This window comes from uncultured Lactobacillus sp. (genome assembly GCF_947367085.1).
In the GTDB taxonomy this organism is placed as follows: Bacteria; Bacillota; Bacilli; order Lactobacillales; family Lactobacillaceae; genus Lactobacillus.
This window is the reverse complement of the sequence record NZ_CANBCP010000034.1, coordinates 1-19014: the sequence shown is the minus strand read 5'-3', so window position 1 is coordinate 19014 and position 19014 is coordinate 1. Positions and strand designations below refer to the sequence as shown.

At 34.5% G+C, this 19014-nt stretch carries 20 protein-coding genes and 1 pseudogene; 3 read left to right on the top strand and 18 right to left on the bottom strand.

Annotated features, from left to right (window positions below):
* Positions 1–40: 40 nt before the first annotated feature.
* The 9 genes from Q0Y70_RS06615 to Q0Y70_RS06575 form a co-directional block, all read right to left on the bottom strand.
* The gene (locus tag Q0Y70_RS06615) at positions 41–631 is read right to left on the bottom strand and encodes a ComGF family competence protein (protein ID WP_297818608.1); all 591 of its coding nucleotides are present in this window, start codon (positions 629–631) and stop codon (positions 41–43) included.
* Positions 612–821, bottom strand: coding sequence for a type II secretion system protein (locus Q0Y70_RS06610; RefSeq protein ID WP_297818606.1), 210 nt, complete (start codon positions 819–821; stop codon positions 612–614). The genes Q0Y70_RS06615 and Q0Y70_RS06610 overlap by 20 nt, the downstream gene beginning before the upstream one ends.
* Positions 814–1221 carry a type II secretion system protein gene (locus Q0Y70_RS06605; RefSeq protein ID WP_297818603.1) on the bottom strand — a complete coding sequence of 136 codons (408 nt, stop codon included), beginning with the start codon at positions 1219–1221 and terminating at the stop codon, positions 814–816. The genes Q0Y70_RS06610 and Q0Y70_RS06605 overlap by 8 nt, the downstream gene beginning before the upstream one ends.
* A 4-nt stretch (positions 1222–1225) precedes the next feature.
* Complete coding sequence (locus Q0Y70_RS06600; protein WP_297818600.1) at positions 1226–1552, bottom strand: prepilin-type N-terminal cleavage/methylation domain-containing protein; 327 nt, start codon at positions 1550–1552, stop codon at positions 1226–1228.
* Between the two features lie 11 nt (positions 1553–1563).
* Positions 1564–2565 (bottom strand): type II secretion system F family protein, encoded by a 1002-nt coding sequence (locus Q0Y70_RS06595; RefSeq protein ID WP_297818596.1) that lies wholly within the window; start codon positions 2563–2565, stop codon positions 1564–1566.
* Positions 2531–3511 carry a competence type IV pilus ATPase ComGA gene (gene comGA, locus Q0Y70_RS06590; RefSeq protein ID WP_297818594.1) on the bottom strand — a complete coding sequence of 327 codons (981 nt, stop codon included), beginning with the start codon at positions 3509–3511 and terminating at the stop codon, positions 2531–2533. Before comGA ends, Q0Y70_RS06595 begins: the two co-directional genes overlap by 35 nt.
* Positions 3512–3637: 126 nt before the next feature.
* Entirely contained in the window at positions 3638–4366 is a 729-nt protein-coding gene (locus Q0Y70_RS06585; protein ID WP_297818592.1) for a YebC/PmpR family DNA-binding transcriptional regulator, read from the bottom strand.
* Positions 4367–4445: 79 nt separating this feature from the next.
* Positions 4446–5549 (bottom strand): C39 family peptidase, encoded by a 1104-nt coding sequence (locus Q0Y70_RS06580; protein ID WP_297818590.1) that lies wholly within the window; start codon positions 5547–5549, stop codon positions 4446–4448.
* 60 nt (positions 5550–5609) lie between these two features.
* Complete coding sequence (locus Q0Y70_RS06575) at positions 5610–6128, bottom strand: VanZ family protein (protein ID WP_297818587.1); 519 nt, start codon at positions 6126–6128, stop codon at positions 5610–5612.
* A 73-nt stretch (positions 6129–6201) separates the two neighbouring features.
* Between Q0Y70_RS06575 and Q0Y70_RS06570 the strand changes: the two genes are divergently transcribed.
* Positions 6202–7431, top strand: a complete 1230-nt coding sequence (locus Q0Y70_RS06570) for a DUF4097 family beta strand repeat-containing protein (RefSeq protein ID WP_297818584.1) — start codon at positions 6202–6204, stop codon at positions 7429–7431.
* 24 nt (positions 7432–7455) lie between these two features.
* Here Q0Y70_RS06570 and crcB read toward each other — a convergent pair whose 3' ends face one another.
* The 4 genes from crcB to glmS all read right to left on the bottom strand — a co-directional run bounded on the left by crcB (position 7456) and on the right by glmS (position 10890).
* Positions 7456–7809: a fluoride efflux transporter CrcB gene (crcB, locus tag Q0Y70_RS06565; RefSeq protein WP_297818580.1), complete on the bottom strand. Its 354-nt coding sequence runs from the start codon at positions 7807–7809 to the stop codon at positions 7456–7458.
* Positions 7810–8199, bottom strand: a complete 390-nt coding sequence (locus Q0Y70_RS06560) for a CrcB family protein (RefSeq protein ID WP_297818577.1) — start codon at positions 8197–8199, stop codon at positions 7810–7812.
* Entirely contained in the window at positions 8199–9008 is an 810-nt protein-coding gene (locus tag Q0Y70_RS06555) for a Cof-type HAD-IIB family hydrolase (protein ID WP_297818574.1), read from the bottom strand. The genes Q0Y70_RS06560 and Q0Y70_RS06555 overlap by 1 nt, the downstream gene beginning before the upstream one ends.
* A 70-nt stretch (positions 9009–9078) precedes the next feature.
* The gene (gene glmS, locus Q0Y70_RS06550) at positions 9079–10890 is read right to left on the bottom strand and encodes a glutamine--fructose-6-phosphate transaminase (isomerizing) (protein WP_297818572.1); all 1812 of its coding nucleotides are present in this window, start codon (positions 10888–10890) and stop codon (positions 9079–9081) included.
* Between the two features lie 585 nt (positions 10891–11475).
* On the opposite strand from glmS, the gene Q0Y70_RS06545 reads away from it, so the two are divergent.
* Both Q0Y70_RS06545 and Q0Y70_RS06540 read left to right on the top strand, forming a co-directional pair.
* On the top strand, positions 11476–13122 hold the full coding sequence (locus tag Q0Y70_RS06545) for an APC family permease (RefSeq protein ID WP_297818569.1): 1647 nt from the start codon (positions 11476–11478) through the stop codon (positions 13120–13122).
* Between the two features lie 23 nt (positions 13123–13145).
* Complete coding sequence (locus Q0Y70_RS06540; protein ID WP_297818565.1) at positions 13146–14471, top strand: C1 family peptidase; 1326 nt, start codon at positions 13146–13148, stop codon at positions 14469–14471.
* A 59-nt stretch (positions 14472–14530) separates the two neighbouring features.
* Here Q0Y70_RS06540 and glmM read toward each other — a convergent pair whose 3' ends face one another.
* The 5 genes and pseudogenes from glmM to Q0Y70_RS06515 form a co-directional block, all read right to left on the bottom strand.
* Positions 14531–15889 carry a phosphoglucosamine mutase gene (glmM, locus tag Q0Y70_RS06535; protein ID WP_297818561.1) on the bottom strand — a complete coding sequence of 453 codons (1359 nt, stop codon included), beginning with the start codon at positions 15887–15889 and terminating at the stop codon, positions 14531–14533.
* A gap of 36 nt (positions 15890–15925) precedes the next feature.
* The gene (locus Q0Y70_RS06530) at positions 15926–16900 is read right to left on the bottom strand and encodes a YbbR-like domain-containing protein (protein ID WP_297818558.1); all 975 of its coding nucleotides are present in this window, start codon (positions 16898–16900) and stop codon (positions 15926–15928) included.
* Positions 16897–17742 (bottom strand): diadenylate cyclase CdaA, encoded by an 846-nt coding sequence (gene cdaA / locus Q0Y70_RS06525; RefSeq protein WP_297818555.1) that lies wholly within the window; start codon positions 17740–17742, stop codon positions 16897–16899. Before cdaA ends, Q0Y70_RS06530 begins: the two co-directional genes overlap by 4 nt.
* A 42-nt stretch (positions 17743–17784) precedes the next feature.
* Positions 17785–18858, bottom strand: a complete 1074-nt coding sequence (locus Q0Y70_RS06520; RefSeq protein ID WP_297818552.1) for a PotD/PotF family extracellular solute-binding protein — start codon at positions 18856–18858, stop codon at positions 17785–17787.
* A pseudogene (locus Q0Y70_RS06515) lies at positions 18855–19014 on the bottom strand (ABC transporter permease); the annotation flags it as partial. The pseudogene Q0Y70_RS06515 and the gene Q0Y70_RS06520, both read right to left, overlap by 4 nt.

Sequence of the window (19014 nt, the reverse complement as noted above, 5' to 3'; positions counted from 1 at the left end):
GAAAATAAGCACCAGCATAGCACTTAAAAAGGCACTACCTTTAAGCTTTTTCAGCTTTTTTCTTCTCTTTAGTTTCGTTATCATCTTTCTTTTTTGCACTTTTGGAATCTTGTTCTTTGTCCTTTTTATCATCTTTCTTTTTCTTTGGTAGTGGCTTTTCAGTTTTAAAGGTTAGATCACTCTTTCTCTTATCACTTTCAGTTAAATGAATCTTGAAATAATCCTCTCCGTAACTGAAACTTGCTCTACTTATTTTCAAAATAAGAGGCATATGGCCGCCTGTTCCTGAATCGTATTTGCGCATTCTTATCATATTTTTGTAGTGTTCTAGATTATATCGATCGCCATAGATAGGCTCACCATCTTTTTCACCAGTTCGTTTTCTAATTACTATTTGATTAAAACGCGACTTATCACTATCAACTTCAAAAGGCCCGTCATCTTTTAAAAATCGGTCTAATTGAACGTACGCCATCGCTACATTATTAATCGGTTCATGACGCCGATCAGCACTTTTAATGTTTGCCAGGAGATTTACTAATAAATTTATACATAAGATAGTAACGAAAATGGCCAACACCGCTTCTGCAATACTGAAAGCTTTAATTTTCTTATTTATAAGTTTGGTCATGAATTAAAACTTCACTTTCTCCAGTTTTTCGCATGATATAATGCGCCATTTTTTCATCAACTTTTTTCTCCATTTTTAGTTCTGTTTCTTTACCTTGACCCACAGTTATGGATAACAGTGTGATCCCAAGACAAGCAATAAATAGTCCAATCATGCTTTCCCAAAGTAAAAATCCTCTGACTTTACTCATCAATCATCCTACCCCACATCATTTGTAAATTAACTTGTTGTTTTTTATCATGACATACAAAAACAATAGTTCGTGGTGTAAAACGACCACTTGAATTAATTTTGAAGATTTTCATATCCTTTACAACAACATCTTTATCAATTGAATATTCTTTAAATTCATTTCCGCTTGAAGCACTAATTGTATGACTATCTGGATTATAAGTTAGCCAGTATGCTTTATTTTTTAAAAGCGCATAACGTGAATAATTTTCAATAATCGCTTTTACCTGGCGTCGGGTGTTGTGAACTTTGACAGTGTTTTGGTAGCCCTTAAGGTTAATAGTTGGAATAGTAAAAATAAGACAAAAAATGAACAAAGTTATACATGTTTCAATTAAAGTGAATGCCTGAAAACTCAACAGCTTATTTCTTTTCCACGTTCTTTTTAACCTGACCATCTTTATCAATTGAATATTCAGCCTTTGCTTTCTCTAATTGCTTATCCGTTAATGAATCCTTATCCAATTCATCAAATGAAGTGATCTTCTTATCTGCCAAATCTACTTGTGTTTGCAGTGTTGTTCTAAAGGCATCACTTGTTCTATCTCCAGCTTTTTCCTTTTGCTGAGTTAAATTAGGCAAAACAAGCAAAATCAAAATTGCAATAATTGCAATCACAATAACCATTTCCATCAAGGTAAAACCCTTGGCCTTCTTTTTTAACACGTTTAATTTGTTTAAAGCTTTCATTTCTTTCTCCTTTAAATTGTTTGCATCATTGAATACATCGGCATCAAAATCTTAAGATACATCCCCAAAATACATGCCCCAATAAATAAAAAACAAACTGGCTGTACATTCACAACTAATTTATTTAATTTCAAATTTAGCTCGTAGTATAAAGTTTTTCCTAAAACTAGACTTCTTTTACCAATTTCTTTTCGATCGGATCCAGTGGTTGTCAATAGCACCAAGCTATTTGGCAAAAATAATTCATTATTAATGACCTCATCAATCGATTTTCCTTTTTGCAAATATTCCGCAGTTTTAGACCCAATCACTTCTTGTAAAGAACCTTTTTCTTGCTTACTTGTTAACTTGCACATTTGCTGTAGTGAAAATCCATTAGAAAGCAAAATTGAAATATCATAAACCAATAAATACTGCACATATAGCATAATGGCCGATCCAACAACGGGATATTTACTAAGTTTTGACAGCGACTGATAGTCCTGTCTCTTAATTAAATAAAATATCCTAATTCCACAAAAAACTAATCCTGCAATTACAACTACCAATAAACAAAAAACTAAATCACTAGACCAGTCGCTTGCTTGAGTTTCAGTTTTCAAAAAAGTTTGCATCGCAATTAGCAAAAAGATCATCATTAAAATTAATAAAATTGGATAGGCCAATTCAGCCTTCAATTTTTTTATTTGCTTATTCTTTAGCCGAATGAGCTGTGTCAACTGTTTCAAACAATCAATCAAACTTCCTTGCAGTAATGCCATGTTAAGTTGCACAGCAACATTTTTAGAAAAACCAATTTTCAGTAAAATGTCCCCTAAGTTAGCACCATTTTCTATCTTTTTATCTAAATCCTTAATACAGGCTTTATTATTAGCCCAAATCACCGGCATTAACTTCAAGCTAGCATTTAAAGAAAAACCATTTTTTAAGCACTGGTATAAATAATCTAAAAAAACCAACTGCTGACCTGAATTTAATTTATCCTTGTTGAAATAAGTAGAAATCAGTTTCACTAATCTTCTCCTCCTTTCTTAAAGATTGAAGACTATTGTGCCAAGATACAAAACTATTACGCTCTTGTGAAGAAATTTCCTCAGCTAGTTTTTCACCGTATGCAATATCAAATAAGCAAGCAGGTGCTTTTAAAGTATTGTTATAAATTAAACGTTGATAAGATACTGCTGTTAAACTATTAGATAATTCACTGCTACTAATTCCTAGTCCTTCAAGTCGACTAATTGTTTGCAGAGAACTCTTAGCATGTACAGTTGCCAAAACCAAATGCCCACTTAAAGCAGCATTGACAGCTACTTTAGCAGTTTCTGGATCTCGAATTTCTCCGATAATTAATATATCTGGACGATTTCTCAAAGCCGCTTTCATCAAATCCAAATACTGAATTCCTGCTGTGATGTTTATCTGGGTTTGTAAAAAAGCAGGCTCATATATTTCAACAGGATCTTCGATAGTCATTACAACTTTATTCATTCCTACCTGCCGCGCTAAATCATACATTGTAGATGTTTTTCCAGAGCCAGTAGGTCCAGAAGTAATAATTAATCCCCTCAAATAACACAAATTCTTTAGCTGTTCGAATTGTGTATTAAAGAAATAATTATTCTTTTTATTGCCATAAATAATACGAACCACTAAGGATTCACGATTCAGAAAATCTCCTGTAGTAGAAAAGCGCAAAAATATTTTTGAATCGCTTCTTTTTTGTTCTACTGATCCAACTTGGGGTCTTCGATGTTCGGCAATGTCCATCTGGCCTACATATTTGAAATAAGATATCAACTCTTGAGCCTGATCTTCTTCAACTGTCTTCCAATTTATGAGTCCTTTTTGATTTCGTAAGTCAATTCGATACTTATCTTCTTTTGGAAAAATAAAAATATCACTGACTCCATTGCTAACTGCGTAATCAATAATATTTTGAGAGTAAATTTTGATATCCATATACTTCTCCTTAAAATAGTCTCCAATATTAATTACACAAAAAGTATCGAATTCTATTTTTTATTTTTAAAATTGCAAAAAAATAACCCTTAGTCAATTTGACTAAGGGCCACCTTAATTATCTTATTATTCATCATCTGCAGCTGCAGTATAAACATTTGAAACATCATCGTTATCTTCTAACGCATCAATTAAATGTTCAAATTGTTCCTTCTTATCATCAGGAACTGGAGTGGTGTTTTGAGGAATCATGGTTAATTCAGCATCAGCTAATTTATAACCAGCCTTTTCCAAAGCATCACGTACTGCAGTAAATTGCTTAGGATCAGTGTAGATTTCGAAAGCTTCATCACTGGTTTCTAAGTCGTCACCACCAGCATCCATAACATCAAGTAAAACTTGATCTTCATCAGCATCAGTAGTTGTACGATCAATTGCAATATAACCTTTACGGTCAAACATATAAGCAACAGAACCAGTAGCCCCCAGTGAACCACCATTACGAGTAAATGCTACACGGACGTCTGAAGCAGTACGGTTCTTGTTATCAGTTAAAGCTTCAACCAAAACTGCAACACCACCTGGTGCGTAACCTTCGTAAGTAATTTCGTCGTAATGTTCTTCTGAGTTACCTTCAGCTTTTTTAATAGCACGCTCAATATTAGTCTTTGGCATGTTAGCTGCACGTGCTTTATCCATAACCAAACGTAAGCTTGGATTCCCTGAAGGGTCAGGACCACCACTCTTTGCAGCCATATAAATTTCACGAGATAACTTTTGGAATACCTTACCTCTTTTAGCGTCTTGTGCATTCTTGCGGCCTTGAATATTGTGCCATTTTGAATGTCCTGACATAAGAATCCTTCTTTCTTTTTTCTAATATAGTTAACCTTGTCAATAATACCGCAGTCAAAGTTGAAATTCAATGTATTTTCTAACGGATAACGACAGCTTTCATTCCTCGGTAGCGATAAATGTTCATAAATTTATTCATATCTACCCAGAATACCTTGCCATCTTCATTAGTATATCGGTATGGATCTGCGATTAAAAATGCTCCGGGACGATAGCCTACAATAGTTGATACATGATATGAGCCTTGATCCTGCATATGTAAATTGCAAGCAACAATGATTGGATTGCCGCTCTTAATTTCATTAATTAAAGTCTGCTCGCTTGCTCCAGAAATATTAGCCGCATTGGCACCAAGTGAGCGCGCATAAGCAGTCAGTGGCTCTGGATAAATTGTTATAAACTTGCCAGCAGCAAACTTATATGGATCACCATTAAAGCCTTTTTCTGGACTATCAGCACGTGGCATTTTATCAATTATATCTTTAACCGATAAATTATTTGCGACGTTTTTAACAGACAATGCAATCTTCAAACTCGCTGCCTCACATGCACTTGGTGCAAATGTCGGACTCAGTTGACTGTAATATTTATAAGGTAAAATATATGCCCGATTTTCATTAATGTATTGACCATCAACCCACTGATTACCGCCTAAGTTATACCAAGTCTTATTATTGCCTGTCGCAATTTTATAGTAGTGCCAATTAGTATTGTTAGCTAAATATTTGCCAGTTATTTTGCGAGAGCTATTATAACTACTCCAAACAGCTACCCCACCACGACCTGAATAATTAACTTGTGCAATACCACGAGCGTCTTTAACTTGATATTGAGAATTATCGCTAGTATTTTGATTGTTTTGACTAGAACTTGCAATATATTGACCGTCAACCCACTGCTGACCACCTAAGTTGTACCATGTTTTTTGATTATCTAAAGTTGCAACTTTATAAGATTTCCAGTTAGAGTTACTTGATAAGTACTTACCTGTCACATGTTGTGGGCTTTGGTAGTTATTCCACACAGCTACTTTGCCTTTACCTGAGTAATTAATTCTTACTACTTGTTGTTTATCAGTCACTGTAGCTGCATATGTAGTATTGTTTTTTGTAGAAAAACTCATTAAAGTAACCCCACTTAAAAATAGGGTACTTGAAAGAGCTAGTTTCTTTTTTAAATTCATAGTATTTTTTGCCTCCGCTTTTCATTTTAAAATAGTTTTTGCATAGTGAAAAGGTCTTGTTTAATTCTGCTTTTGATTTTTAAATGCATAGATGATCAATTGAATAATAACAACTAGTAAGATTCCAAAAAATGCTCCCAATCCATCAAGCATTACATCATGAACACTAGGTGTACGATCGCCTGTTAAGTATTGATGGTATTCATCTAAAGCTGCTAACCCAACTACCATCAGCCAGATATTAATTGGAGCAAAAAATCTAATTCTAAAAACTGGCTTTGAGGCTAAGTATAGCGTCATTCCTAACAAAAAATAAGTTGCAAAATGGGCAAACTTTCTAACAACAAACTCCGTAAATGCCGGCATCCCATTTACAGCGGCGCTATGAATTTTGCCACCATAGTGAATTTCAACACCTGACAAATAGTGCTCTAAAAAACCCAAATGCTGGTTAATAAATCCTGGATGAAGTTTTTGTTCATGATAAGTCATTGAGCTTGAAATAAATAAGCCAACTAAGATAGCCACAGCAGCAATTATCCAAACCCATTCCCATTTTGATAATTTATAATTTTTCATAGTTTCCTTACCTATATCTATATTCAAAAGTATTTTGTTTTATACTACAATTAATGATTATAAGGAGTAAAGCATGTTTGAAGATAAAATCAAAAAACTTTTAACTAAAATTCCATATTCAACCGAGATTCCGGATCTTACCACTACTTTTTTAAAACGTGTAGATGAACAAATTCAATTTGATATTGAAAATGGAATCGATCCTGTAATTGCTCAAGCTAATATTTCTATTCTTCTGCAAGAACTTGATAATTTGATAAATCAAGCTACTGATAGCAAGAATTCTGCTGTTATGCTCAAACAACTTGAAAAAAGTGTTGTCCAAATTCTAGAGCTTAAGTCTGTCAATGAATTCAGTATTAATCTATCAAATATCACCGAACTTCACTTTAACTACCGCATTGGCGATTTAATTATTTTGCCTACCGATTCTGATCAGTTAATAGTTAAAGACCTTATGTCACGCGACATTCCTAAGCTATATTCAACTGTTGAAAAAGTTGGCAACGTGATTAAGGTAACCCAAGGTCCTAGAAAATTAGTAGGTCTTTTCAAAAATAAGATCTTATTATTCGTTCCAAATAAATATGCCAGTTTCTTAACTATCCGAAGCCAATCAGGAAAAGTAACCTTAATTGGTTTAAAATCTCAATGTATGTTAGATCTGACGACTATCTCGGGCCACGTTCTACTAAGTAATTTAAAGGTTCAAAGATTCCAAGCTGATGTCAAATCAAGTAATCTACTCATGACGCACTGCACGAGTCAAGATTTGCACATTAATAGCCATTCAGGAAATATTAAAGCCGAAGCTATCAAAACTTTGAGTCAAGAAGAAGGAATTGTCTTTTCTACCAGTAGCGGAAATGTTAACTTAAAAGATATTGACAGCTACTCACTTCAAATAAACAGTAAAAGCGGTAATTTACATTTGGATAACATTGTTGCCCAAACAGAAATTGAGACAGCTAGTGGCAGTATTAAGTTTTCTAATATTAGTAAAAGTTGTGAGATTCATTCCCATTCTGGAAATTGTAAGTTAAGATTGAACTCACAATTTGCATCTAATATTGATGTTCAAAACAAAACCGGCAACATCAATTTAGAACTTCCAACAGAGAATTTCCCTTTACAATTTCATGCTCAAACAAGATTAGGTCCTATTAACTTACCTATGGACGCAATCATTTATGCTAATGATGATTTTAGTACTATGAAAGGCTATCTTAATAAAGAAGATGCTCCAGCCAAAGCCAATCTCACTAACGAAATGGGAGTTATTGATATCTCCATATCTAAATAAAAAAAGGAGCAATTGCTCCTTTTTTTATTTTCCTAATATATATCCACAATACACAAATACTAATCCTCCAGCATAAGATGTTAGCAGATAAAGAAAAAATCTAGTATATTGCCTATCTCTTATTTGGCCAGCTAGTTCAACATTCAGTGTCGAAAATGTTGTGTAACCGCCCAAAATTCCAGTGCCAAGGAAGGCATAAATAATCGGCGAAACCTGTCTAGCAAATAAGAATCCCAAAAGCAATGCTCCACTTAAATTAATTAGCATTGTTGCAAATGGAAAAATATGAGACCAATGTTTTTTACCAAAATTAGTAATTGCATATCGTACAGCTGCACCTAAACTAGCACCTATGCCAACATATAACAGTGTTATCATTTAAGCTTTATCTCCCAACTTTTCCCCAACTTTGTTACCAACGAGCATCCCTAAAAATGCGAAAATCAGTCCGACTATTAACGAAACAAAAAAGTAAATTAAACTATCACTTATCTTGCCTGATTGAATCTGTTTCAACGTCTCAAGCTGAAAGGTAGAAAACGTTGTAAAAGCACCAACGAATCCAGTTGAAAGGCCAGTAGCGAGCCAATCTCGTCCCTCACGATAATTAATAAAAAAATAAGTCAAAAAAGCTAACAAAAAGCACCCAACTACATTTACAACCATTGTGCCAGTAAAAGACCACAAGCTATTTAGCCAAGCTCGCACTGCTCCACCAAAAAAAGCAAAAAACATCACACTAAGATAGTTTTTCCACTTTCTATCCATTAAAAGACCATCTCCTCGAGTGCGTAAGCAATTCCGTCTTGATCATTAGTTTTTGTCACAAAATCTGCTTTTTGCTTAATAATATCAATTGCATTACCCATTGCAACCTTATGAAATCCTGGTTCACTAAACATTGATAGATCATTTTTTTGATCACCGAAAATCATAATTTCTTCGGGTTTAATATTTAAAACTTTACCCAATTCCTTTAAGGCATTGCCCTTAGATGCTGTGCGAGAATTAATTTCGATTAAAGTAGGATCAGAGGTCGAAACATTATAGCGCTCAAATAATTCTTGCGGAAGCTGATCTAGGTATTTAACAATGTCAGCCGGTTTGCCGCTATACATTCCCTTAGTAAATTCCAAATTTTTGTCAATCTTATCAAAACTGCTAATTTCAATTGGCATTCTAGTTAGCCAGCTTTCACGTGACATCAGATAGTTTAAAAAGTGGTCGCAAGTTACAAAGCGATCTTCTAATTCAAAGTGAAACTGCATCTTATATTTTTGACTAAGATCATAAAAGTATTTGAAATCATCATAATGAAGCAGCTCTCTCACAATAATGTCGCCACTTAAGTTAAATACAAGTGCCCCATTGAATGTGACTGCGTATTGATTTTTATCTGCTAGATTCAGTTCGTCTAAATATCCCTTAACGCCTGGAAAAGGTCTACCAGAACAAGGGACAACCTTGATTCCAGCTGCAGCAGCTCTTTGAAGTGCCTGCTTAGTAAGTGGTGTGACTTGTTGTTGCGAGTTTAATAAAGTGCCGTCTAGATCAACAGCAATAAGTTTAATATTCATATATTCCTCCCTGTCTACTTATTTTAAATTATAGAAAAAAAGATGTCTTTTATAAAGACATCTTTTTTGATTATTCAACTGTAACTGACTTAGCTAAGTTTCTTGGCTTATCAACATCTAAGCCTTTATTCTTAGAAGCATAATAAGCTAACAATTGTGCTGGAACTGCAGTAAGTAGTGGTGACATGTAGTAATCCACTTGAGGTAAGATAACATCGTCATCTTCTCTTGCAAAATCCTTGGCCACAAAGGTCATTACGTTAGCTCCACGAGATTCTACTTCTTGGATATTTCCTCGAGTTAAATCAGCAGTAGCTGGATCGTTGATTAAGGCAATTACAGGGGTGCCATCTTCGATCAAAGCAATCGTGCCGTGCTTTAATTCAGCTGCAGCGAATCCTTCAGTTTCAATGTAAGAAACTTCTTTTAATTTTAATGCACCTTCAAGAGCAACGGCGTAATCAACTCCACGGCCAATATAAAAGGCATTTCGTGTATTAGCTAAGTATTTCTTGGCAAGTTCATCAATCTTTTCTTTGCCATCAACTAATTCTTGCATTCCCTCAGCAACAAGTGCCAATTGGTTCTTTAAGTCAAAGTCCTTTGCATCTTGAATATTCTTCTTTTCGCCAACTGCTTTAGCTAAAATAGCTTGAACCGCAATCTGTGCTGTGTATGCTTTAGTTGAAGCAACGGCAATTTCTGGACCGGCTTCAAGTAGCATTGTGTAAGTAGCTTCGCGAGATAAAGTTGACCCTTCCACATTAGTCATGGTCAAGCTAGGAAGGTTTCTTTCATTTACTTGCTTTAAAACAACACGAGAATCAGCAGTTTCACCTGATTGAGATAGGAAAATAAAGAACGGCTTCTTAGAAAGTTTAGGAAAATGATAACCAAATTCAGAAGCTAAACCAACTTCAACTGGAATATCCGCATATTTTTCAATAATATTTTTGCCTACTAAACCTGCGTGATAACTAGTACCAGCAGCTAAAATGTAAATGCGATCACTTTGAGCTACAGCGTCGACAATTTTTTGTTCAACACGCACATCACCATCAGCGCCAAAGTAAGTTTGAGACAAGCGACGCATTACAGCAGGTTGTTCATCGATTTCTTTAAGCATGTAGAATTCGTATGTACCCTTAGATGCTGCATTAGGATCAATATCTAAAGTATGAGGCTTTCTTTCCACCTTTTCACCGTTTACATTTTCAATGATAACTTCATCTTTAGTAACATCGGCAACATCTCCATCTTGTAAGTCGATGAAAGTCTTAGTTTGATCTAAAACAGAAATGGCATCTGAAGCAATAATATTAAAACCATCTCCTAAACCAAGCATCATTGGACTCTTATTTTTGGCAATGAAAATGTGAGAAGGCTCAGTACTATCAACTAACAAGAATGCATAAGAACCCTTAACTAATTTCAAAGCTTCCTTAAATGCTGAAAAGCCATCAAGATCTTTTTCACGAGCAATCTTAGCTACTAATTGAACAACCACTTCAGTATCTGTAGTTGACTTAAAGTGAACATCTGAGAGGTATTTTTCTTTTAACTCGGCATAGTTTTCGATAACACCGTTATGTACCAAGTAGAATCTACCATCTTCTGATACATGAGGGTGAGCATTATCAACTGTTGGCTTACCATGAGTTGCCCAACGAGTATGTCCAATGCCCACTAAGCCTTGCTCGTCTGGAGTTAATTTTTCTTCTAAGTTACTAATACGACCAACTGCCTTAGTTAAATATGCATGACCACTTAAGTCATTTAAATAGATACCAGCTGAATCATAACCACGATATTCCAAATTTTTTAAGCCATTTAAAACAATATCACGAGCAGGTTTTCCAACCACACCAACAATACCACACATATTTTTATCTCCTTTTAACAAACCATTTTTCGAAATGGTCTAGACTGTATGTTTTATTTATAAAAATGTTGTTGCAATTGATATAATAGTAAAAATTATAGTTAAGGTCAAGCATTTATATATAAATTGGTCTATTATTAATTCGAGGTCCATACCAATTTCAGCTTTTTTATCTGATTTAATCACTAAAAAGCGTTTTATTTGTAATTCTTAACCTATTGAATTATTCTCACAAGTGAATAGATGAACTTGATTATATATATCTTCTTAATATATCTATTCTCACTCAACTACTTTCTAAAAATTAAATAAATGTCATTTTATCTAGTCTTTTTTCTGGCCTACCTCAATTTGTTACTTAAGAACTATGAAAGAATACTAGTTGATTACATTATATTTAAGAAAGATGAGTTAATGTTCGGGATTGTATTACATTAAAAAGTTTATGATGTTTTTGCTACTATTCCGCTATTGATTTCCTAAAATATCTACTTTTTATTATTAAGAATCTAGGTTATTTTAGCTATACTTTCACTTTTTTAGAAAGCTCTATATAAAAGAGTTTTATTGAATGGAAGTGTTTTTATGCCTCAAGAAAAAGAAAAGGCACAAACTCAGCGAATATACATTTCTATACTTGCTTTAACATTAATGAACGTTACTATAATTGCCGGTATCGGTAATGACGTTCAACAAGCCTTCTATGGTTTGTCTTCTGTAACTTACTTTGCGATTGGTGCGATTTGCTTCTTTATTCCAACTGCTTTAGTCGCTGCAGAATTAGCTTCCGGTTGGAGCAACAGAGGTGGGATTTTCCGCTGGGTTGGCGAAGGTCTAGGTAAAGGCTGGGCATTAACCTGTTTATTAATTTTATGGTTCCAAACCATGATTAACTTTGGTATGGGGATGCCGAGTTATGCCGCAACCATTATGTTTTATACTCCTATGTATGACAAGGCTGTACAATTTGCACAACACCCCCAACATGAAGTATTAATCATGACGGGATTTATTATTTTATACTGGGTATTAACATTTATTGCAACTAAAGGTGTTAAAGCCTTCTCTAGTGTAGCTAAATATGGTGTCTTAATTGGTACATTTATACCTTTAGCTTTAATGATTATTTTGACTATTGTCTGGTTGTGTCAAGGACACCAACCAGCTATTCCAATGACACCCAAGGGATTAATTCCTAAGTGGAATGGAATGTCAACTTTAGCTTTAGCGGCCGGGGTATTTTTCTCATATACCGGTATTGATATGAATGCTGCTCACATCAAACAATTGAAGCATCCTGAAAAAGACTTCACTAAAGCCATGTTTATTTCTATGATCTTAGTATTCTTAATTTTCGTGGTCGGAACTGTAATTATCGCCATGATTGTTCCAGAAAAACAGATCAACGTTATTTATACTTTAAATACTGTTTTTAGAACTCTGGGTGCAACTATTGGAATGCCTTGGTTATATATGGTTCTTGTGTGGGCTGGTTTATGTAATGTCTTAGCGAGTGTTATTACTAACATGGCTGGTCCTTCCTTTATGTTGGGTCAAGCTGGCGGATCTGGCTTTTTACCACACTGGTTCCAAGAAAAGAACAAACACGAAATGCCTGCTCACTTGATGTATACACAAATTGCCGGAATGACAATTATTGCTTACTTAGTTAAGTTACTACCAAATGTTGAAGGCTTCGTAATTATGTTGACGCAGACTATTACTGTCTTATATTTGTTCTACTACATCTTAATGTTTACTACTTTCTTAAAATTACGTTATGATCAACCAAACCGTCCAAGAGCCTTTAAAGTTCCCGGTGGTAAATTTGGTGCATGGCTTGTTGCTGGACTCGGTCTTATTTCAAGTATCTTTGGGATTGTTTTAGCCATTTATCCACCAGCACAAGTTAAAGCTGAAGTTGGTTCTCCAGTTACATATATTTCTGTAATTTTGATTTTAGTAGCTGTAATTTTAGGGATCTGCTTTGTTATGTATCAACTTTCAAAGCACCACAATTGGGTTGACCCTCACAACAAATTTGCACCATTTACTTGGGAAATTGAAGGTCTTAAAAAACCTGGAAAAGTTAGTTCAAATGTGCCTACTACCGTAATGTCAAAAGATCAAAATCCAATGGGGATGCCAATTAAGCGTCCATATAAACCCGATCAACAAATATCAATTAAAGTAGTTAAGGCTGACGAAAATAACGCTCCAATTAAAGATTAATTATTTTCAGAAAAGAGATTATTATGACAAAATTAGATTCAAACGAAATTGCTGACTTTCGAACCGAATTTTTAAATACTGCCCGTTTACGCAATACCCAAAATGCAGTAGTGGAAAACGGTATTAAAAACTCAATTATTAATCAAAGTGATGTTGAAAAATATAATTTTACTTTTTCTATCGATGTTGATTCAAATAATGTAATGAATCAACAACAATCTGGGAGATGTTGGATGTTTTCAGCTTTGAACTTTCTAAGATTCTATGCAGCTAAAAAGCATGATATTAAGGACTTAGAATTTTCACCCGCATATCTTTTCTTCTATGATAAATTAGAAAGAGCTAATTATTTCTATCAAAATATTATTGATACTGCTAGTCATCCACTATCGGATCGTAAAGTAAACTTTTTATTTAATACTCCTCAACAAGATGGTGGAGATTGGATGCTTTTAGTCAACTTAGTTAAGAAATATGGCTTAGTTCCTAATTCTACTATGACTGAATCTAAACCTGCTTTGAAAACTAATGAGCTTAACTTCATGTTCAATCGTAAACTGAGAAATGACGCTATGAAATTACGTGATTTAGTAAATACCCACGCTTCAAGCGAAGAATTAAATGCTCATTTACGTAAAATGAATAAAGAGAATTATAATATCCTTTCAATCGCTTTTGGTACTCCTCCAAAGAGTTTTGTCTTTGAATATTATGATAAAAATAAAGTATTTCATTCAACTGGAGAAATTACACCAATAGAATTTTTCAAGAAATTCGTAGATATTGATTTAGATAATTATATTGAATTAATGAACTTAAAGAGTCCTGATTATCCATTTGATCAAAGTTACGGTATTGATCTATCCAATAATATGGTAGATGGTCAAGCTATTCGCTACTTAAATGTCCCAATGCATGACATTCGTCATTTGGCTATTGAACAATTAAAAGATGGTTTGCCTGTTTGGTTTGCTTGCGATGTCTTACAAGAATGGTTCAATCCTGCTGGACTGCTATCAGTAGATTCTTATGACTGGAATCGATCATTTGGCTTCAAATTAGATAATAATAAGGCTCAAAGAGTTAAATATCAAGAAAGTATGCCGACACATGCAATGTTAATTTGTGGTGTTGATCTAGAAGATGATCGCCCTACCAAATGGAAAGTCCAAAATTCTTGGGGTCCAAAAGTTGGACATAAGGGTTACTTTATCATGTCTAACGAATGGATGAATCAATACACATATAATATCGTTGTTAACAAGAAATATTTGTCTGATAAACAATTAGAGGGCTTTGAAAAAGATCCTATTGAATTACCATTTTGGACAGATATGTATTCAAAATAATATAAAAATTCTCAAAAAAAAGAGGTTCTGAAAATTTCAGAACCTCTTTTTAGTGGTAATTATTCTTCACTACCCATTTCTTGCTTTACAATATTTGCGACTTGCTCGCAATACTTATCTGCTAATTCTTGAGTTGGTGCTTCAGTCATAACGCGAAGTAAATCTTGGGTACCTGATGGCCTTACAAAGATTCGACCGTCGTCACTGAGCTCTTTTTCAACAGTATCAATTGCGTCAATAATAGCTTGATGCTCTTTCCAAGACTTCTTGTCTTTTACTGGAACGTTAATTAAACGTTGTGGGTATTCTTTAAAGTCCTTCAACAATTCACTCAAAGATTTACCAGTATCTTTCATAACGTAGAGTAAGTGAAGTCCAGTAAGCATGCCGTCACCAGTATTGTGATAATCGCTAATGATGACGTGACCAGATTGTTCTCCACCTAAGTTATATCCGTTAGCTCTCATTTCTTCAGAAACATAACGGTCACCAACTTGAGTTCTAACATTCTTAAGGCCGCGTCTTTCTAAAGCCTTAGTAAAGCCAAGATTACTCATCACAGTAGTGACAATAGTATCTTTCTTTAAACGGCCGTGATCAGCTAAATATGAGCCGATAACATACATAATGTGGTCACCGTCGACTTCATTACCATTTTCATCAACGGCAATACAGCGGTCAGCATCCCCATCAAAAGCTAAACCAAGTTGAGCACCTTGCTTAACCACTTCTTCTTGAAGCTTCTTAGTATGAGTTGCACCAACGTGGTCATTAATATTTAAACCGTTTGGATGAGTTGCAATGGTAGTAAAGTCAACGCCCATATCTGCAAATAAGCGAGAGATCAATGCACTTGATGCACCGTTTGCACCATCAACAACTACCTTAATTCCACCTAATTCTTCTGGTAGCGTATTTTCAATAAATTGAAGATATTTTGAAGCACCTTCGTGATAATTTGTCACTGTACCTAATCCTTCAGCTGAAGGACGTGGCAAAGTATCTTCAGGAGCATCAATTAATTTTTCAATTTCTTCTTCTTTGGCATCTGATAACTTCAAACCGTCACTACCAAAGAATTTAATACCGTTGTCTTGAACGGGATTATGAGAAGCTGAAATTTGAACACCAGCGTCGGCACCTTGTGCTCTAACTAGATAAGATAAGCCCGGAGTGGTAATCACACCTAATTCTAAGACTTCAATCCCTACTGATAATAAACCAGCAATCAAAGCATATTCAAGCATTTGTCCAGAAATACGAGTATCTCTTGAAACAAGAACTTTTGCCTTTTCTCCGTCTTTTTTATCCTTAGTTAAAACGTAACCTCCGTCACGACCTAACTTAAATGCCATTTCAGGAGTCAATCCTGCATTAGCAACACCACGCACACCATCCGTACCAAAGTACTTAAGCATCTTTATAAACAACCTTTCTTAATTTTTATTTCTAACTTATTCTTTCTTCACCGAATTCACATTCTGTGACACATGGATTTTAACTGTAAATTCTGAGGGGTCAGCTTTTACAATTCCTTTAGGCAAAACCAAATTCACTTTTTTTGTGGTATCAGAATTAATATTATCTAAATTCACATCTAAAGAAACTTCACTTAATTTCTTCAATACGCTGGCTTTGCCATAAAGTCTAACTGTTGAATGATTGGCAGTTAACGAATAAATCCGATTCTGCCGTTCATTATGAGAGGTCACATTTACCTTTACTTTTTTAGTTGGCAAGTGAATTGGAATGTGAACATGCGTTGTAGCTGGATCCATCACGACATTTAACTGCCGTCCATCTTTATCTTCAGCTATTAGCATTACCTCTCTATTATAAGTTTCTGTCTGCCCCTTGGGAAGAACAACGCGTGCAACAATTCGATCAATTTGGTTAACTTCACTTTTGGCACCAGTTACGTTAATAACTGATGGATCACTAGATGCAGTTCCAATTTGATACCCATCAGGCACAGCATCCTTATTATACTCTATTTGAACTGGAAGAGACTTAGATTTTCTATCCTGAATTGTAACTCTTACTGTTTTTGGCTTTATAGAGTATGCTAATTGATTACTTAAACCGTTAATTTTAACTGCTACGTCGTGACTTCCAGTTTTTAAGTGACTTAAATCAATAAAGGCTCTAAAGTTTTGTGTATTCATAGTTGAAGTAACCAGAGCACTTGAACCAGAGATTGTTAAAGATACTTTTTCTGGATAGCCAGTTACATAATATTTATCTGTATTAACTGAAACTTGCAAAGGAACCTTTAACGTTTCTTTACGTGTAGCTGTTTTAATGGTTTGATTGCGCTGACCTTTAGGAACAAAGCCTTGTTGATTATAGTTAATATAAATAGCTAATAAAATGGCTAATAAAAGCGCAAGAATCTTATAAAACCAGGGTTTGTCAAAAAAACGTTTCATTTTTTATTCGACCCCCAATTCCAAATCTTATTAATCACTCTCTGATACCAATTTGGCTTACTGTCTTCAGTTGGAACTAGTTGTGCAGTCAAATATTTCATATATTCTGATCTAGTCAAATCGAGCATCAATTGACTATTTCTGGTAATAGTTACACCACCAGTTTCTTCAGAAACAACAATTGTAATAGCATCAGTAACTTCAGAAATACCGACAGCTGCCCGGTGACGGGTCCCTAATTTTTTGGGAATTGTAGTATTGTCAGAAAGAGGTAAATATGCGGCTGCTACTGCGATCTTATTATCTCTAATAATTACAGCTCCATCATGAAGTGGAGTATTAGGAATAAAAATATTAATCAATAGCTCTCCCGAAATGTCAGCATCAAGAGGTATACCTGTTTCAATATAATCCTCTAAACCAGTTGACTGCTGGATAGTAATCAGTGCACCGATTCGTCTTTTTGACATATACTGAATTGCCTTATCCAGTTCATGAACCATCCGCTCAGAGGTCTTTTTCTCACTTACATTATTTCCACCAAAAATCGGGGAACGTCCCAAATGCTCTAATCCACGCCGAATTTCAGGTTGGAAAATGACGATTATTCCAATTACTGACCAAGATAGAATCTGATCAACAAAATAAGTTAAAGTATGTAAATTTAAAAATCCAGCAATTATTCTAACAATAATAATTAGTGAAATACCTTTAACTAATTGAACAGCTTTGGTTCCACGCACTAGCATAATTAAATGATAAATGATATACCAGACTATCAAGATATCCAGAACATTCATCAAATTCTGCCAGGTGAGAATGCTTTGTAGATCGAATTTCATAGGTCCCCTCCTTTATTTATTAATTATACCTAAGTGTCAGCTTCAGCGAGCATACATTTTGAATTCTAAAAATAAATCATTATATTCTTGAATCTTTTTAGGACCTAAATCCTCATATACTTGTAAATTCTTCATAGTTTGCTTAGAAGGATAAAACTGTTTATCATCACGCAATGATTTAGGTAGTTGCTTTTGTGCAAGAATATTTGGAGTTGAATATCCAATATATTCCGCATTTTGAGCCGCATTTTTAGGATCTAGCATAAAGTTAATGAACTTGTAAGCGCCAGCTTTATTTTTCACAGTCTTAGGAATAACAAAATTATCAAACCAAAGATTAGATCCTTCACTTGGCACTACATAATGTAAATGTGGATTTTGATCAAGCATAGTGCGAGCTTCGCCAGACCACGTAACACCAATTGGTGCTTCATTTTGAATCATATACATCTTTAATTCATCAGAAATAATCGCCTTTACATTTGGACCCAAACCATCCAATTTAGTCTTTGCCAGTTTTAATTCTAAAGAATTTCGAGTATTCATTGAATAATTCATCGAAGCTAACGCCATCCCCATAATATCGCGCGCAGAATCAACTAACAAAATGTCATGTCGATAATTATTTTTCCATAAGTCATTCCAATGCTGAATCGAGCCTGGTTTAACATAGCGATCATTATAGATAATTCCTAACGTCCCCCAAAAATAGGGGATAGAATAGTTATTTTGTTTATCAAAAGACTGATGTAAGAACTGCTGACCAATATTTTTATAATTTGGAAGCTTCTTTTTATCAATTTTTTCCAATAAATGGTCTTTACGCATTTTAGAAATCATGTAATCCGATGGAACACACACATCATAAGAAGTCCCACCTTGTTTGATCTTAGTGTACATTGCTTCATTTGAATCAAATGTTTCATAAATTACATGATAGCCAGTTTGTTTTTCAAACTTTTTGATGAGTTTGGGATCAATATAATCACCCCAGTTATAGATAACCAAGTTTTTGCTATTTGAAGTAACATCATGATTGTTTAGATTACGCGCCAATAATTCAAGACCACAGCAAACGGCAATGATTGCTAAGATTCCGATAATAATCTTTTTCATTTCATTACCCTCCTATTGCGTCCTTTTTTAGCGGTGATGAAGTAATAGATAAGAACCAAAATCAATACAAATAAAAACATTAAGGTGCTTAAAGCATTGATTTCTAAATTAATACCTTGACGAGCTCGAGAATAAATCTCAACTGACAGCGTAGTA